The sequence below is a fragment of the Desulfobaccales bacterium genome (assembly GCA_041648175.1).
Classification (GTDB): domain Bacteria; phylum Desulfobacterota; class Desulfobaccia; order Desulfobaccales; family 0-14-0-80-60-11; genus 0-14-0-80-60-11.
Genome location: JBAZPO010000076.1, coordinates 1 through 2767, shown reverse-complemented (window position 1 = coordinate 2767; position 2767 = coordinate 1). Strand labels below are relative to the sequence as shown.

3 protein-coding genes are annotated in these 2767 nt (G+C 53.2%); all 3 read left to right on the top strand.

Annotated elements, in window-relative coordinates:
* Window positions 1–26 precede the first annotated feature (26 nt).
* From otsB to WC600_19220, 3 genes are read left to right on the top strand one after another with little or no spacing between them, the layout of a single operon-like run.
* The gene (gene otsB / locus WC600_19230) at window positions 27–791 is read left to right on the top strand and encodes a trehalose-phosphatase (protein MFA4904860.1); all 765 of its coding nucleotides are present in this window, start codon (window positions 27–29) and stop codon (window positions 789–791) included.
* Window positions 788–1480, top strand: a complete 693-nt coding sequence (locus tag WC600_19225; GenBank protein ID MFA4904859.1) for a DUF5752 family protein — start codon at window positions 788–790, stop codon at window positions 1478–1480. Before otsB ends, WC600_19225 begins: the two co-directional genes overlap by 4 nt.
* Entirely contained in the window at window positions 1464–2687 is a 1224-nt protein-coding gene (locus WC600_19220) for a glycosyltransferase (GenBank protein ID MFA4904858.1), read from the top strand. The genes WC600_19225 and WC600_19220 overlap by 17 nt, the downstream gene beginning before the upstream one ends.
* The last annotated feature ends 80 nt before the right edge of the window (window positions 2688–2767 follow it).

The window sequence follows — 2767 nt, the reverse complement described above, 5'->3', positions numbered from 1 at the left end:
TGCTTGCAGTTGACTTCTTTGCGAGAATGGTGCAAGGCCGTAGGCAAGGGCGAAAGCTCCTGTTACTGTTGGACTACGATGGCACCTTGGTAGAGATTGCCCCCCGTCCCGAGTTGGCCCACCCTACCCCTGGGCTTTTGCGACTACTGGCCCGCCTCATTAATCGGCTCGATTATGCAGTGGTGGTGGTCTCTGGGCGACCTCTGCAAAATTTACTTAAATTATTGCCCATCCCTGGACTTAATTATCTTGGCTCCCATGGAGGAGAAGGCCTGATTGCCGGAAAGCCCTTGAATTTAATCAGCGGGGAATCTGGCTCAGAAGAGATTTCTAGATGGAAAAAACAGTTGTCCGGACTTTTGGAGCATTTTACCGGCTGGTGGATCGAAGACAAACCCCAGGGTTTTGCCCTCCATTACCGGCAAGTCTCTCCAGGACAGGAAGATCAACTCTTAAAGATTATAGAAACCTGGAAGGCACATATAGTTGAGTCTGGGTCCTACCAGCTTCTTCCAGGGAAAAAGGTGATGGAGGTCTTGCCCTACGGAGTAAACAAGGGTGAGGCGATTCAGGGGATCTTGCTATCTTCTGATTTTGTTGGATACTTTCCTTTGTATATAGGGGATGATACTACTGATGAAAGTGTTTTTGCAGTGATTCAGGAACAAGGTCTATCTTTCAAAGTGGGAGACGAAGAGCAGCCTACCAAGGCCACCCATTTTCTAAAGAACCCAGCGCAGGTGCGGGATTTTTTGGCCCTGCTCGCAACCCAGGGGGAGGAGAAACCGTGAAAATTAGTTTAGATCAGCCGGCTGAGAATCCTTTTTGGTTCCGGGAATATTTTCTCATGCCCATGCCCATCGGGAAAAAGGCGGTTAATCTCCGGGAGTTGCTTCAGGCCCTCCGCGAGCTTGACGAATCGGTCCTCTACTATCATATCTTTCAGTCCCGCCTGGCCATCACCCAATCGGCGGAAGAATATCCCAACGAGTTTGCCCGGTGGGCCGCCAACGACTTACAAGACGCCAAGCTGGCCGAGAAGCTCAGCTCCTTTGACCCCTTTGACTATGAAAATCTGACCCAGTTACGCCAGTCCGTTGTGGATATTCTGGAGGAGTATCTCTGGGATATCCAATATATCCCCTGGGCTCGGTACGGGTTTGAGTTCCATTTCTGTGAGGCCTCCACCGTGGTGATGAACTCCCATATTTGCGCCCATACCCTACTGGAGTTCTGTGAGAGCCTGCGTAAAGTGGGTTTGGATTCCTTATTTTATCATTTTTTTGAAGCCCGCTGGCGTTTGGGGGTGCGCAATGTTGACGACTTTTCCTATTGGATTGAGACCAACTTCGGTCTGCCGAAGTTGGTCGCCGCCATCCGGGGCATCGATATTTACTTCTACAGCTTGACAGAAATCCGCAACACTCTTTTAGGGTTGATTCATCAACATCTGGGAGAACTCTGTGATCGGACTCAATGATTATGCCCCCATCGTGGGCCAGGAAGTGATCGATCAGCTCCAGCGTTTGGCGGCGCGCCTGGGGCCCCGGCGATTTGTCCACATCAACTCCACCCGTACCGGGGGCGGGGTGGCAGAAATTCTAGACCGGGCCGTCCCCTTACTGGAACAGTTAGGGCTGGATGTCAAATGGGAAGTGATCCATGGAGATCAGGAGTTCTTTGAGATCACCAAGGCGATGCATAATGCCCTGCAAGGCTATAAGGTAGATCTCTCCCCCGACATGCTGGATCATTACCGGGAGATTAATCGGGAGAACGCCCGCAAGTTTACCTGGGAATCAGATTTTGTCCTGGTGCATGACCCTCAGCCCGCCTATCTGATTAATTTTCTCCGTCCCCAGGCCAAACACTGGATCTGGCGCTGCCACATCGATGCCTCCCGGCCAGAGCGCCGGGTCTGGAAATTCCTGCAGGAGATCGTCAGCCAATATGAGGCCTCGGTGTTCTCCATGTCCCAGTTCGCCCAGAATCTGCCCCACCCCCAGTATCTCATCCGCCCCTCCATCGACCCTTTGAGCGAAAAGAACCGGGACCTGAGCACCGCCCAAGTCCAGGAAGTTTTAGATCGACTGGGCATCGAACGGGATAAGCCCATCATCCTGCAGGTTTCCCGTTTTGATTCCTTTAAGGATCCCGTGGGAGTAATCCAGGCCTTTCGCATGGTGCGGCGCCATACCCCCTGTAAGCTGGTTCTGGCTGGCGGGGAAGCCATCGATGATCCGGAAGGGCCCCGCATTTTTGCCGAGGTCATGGAGGCCGCCAAAGATGAGCCGGATATCCAGATCCTCCTCTTGCCGCCGGACGCCCACCATGAAGTCAATGCCCTGCAGCGGGCCTCAGACATCATTGTCCAAAAATCCACCCGGGAGGGCTTCGGTCTCACCGTCACCGAAGCCATGTGGAAGGGCAAACCGGTTATCGGCGGCGCGGTGGGCGGTATTGTGCTGCAGCTCCGGGATTATAATACCGGGTTTCTGGTCCATTCTCCGGAGGGCTGCGCCTTTCGTATCCGCTATCTCCTGCACCGGCCGGAAATGGCCCGGCGCATGGGCAAGATGGCCCGAGAATTCGTCCGCCATCATTTTCTCATCACCCGCAAGATCCGGGACTATCTTACCCTGATGATTTTACGGGAAAATCCGACCGAGAGAATTATGGAATTGTAACCTGTAGCCAGTCCCCAGATTTGCCACCCAAAGGGAGGGGCAGATGATGTGGAACAAGGATAGTCTAAAGGACCTGGTTA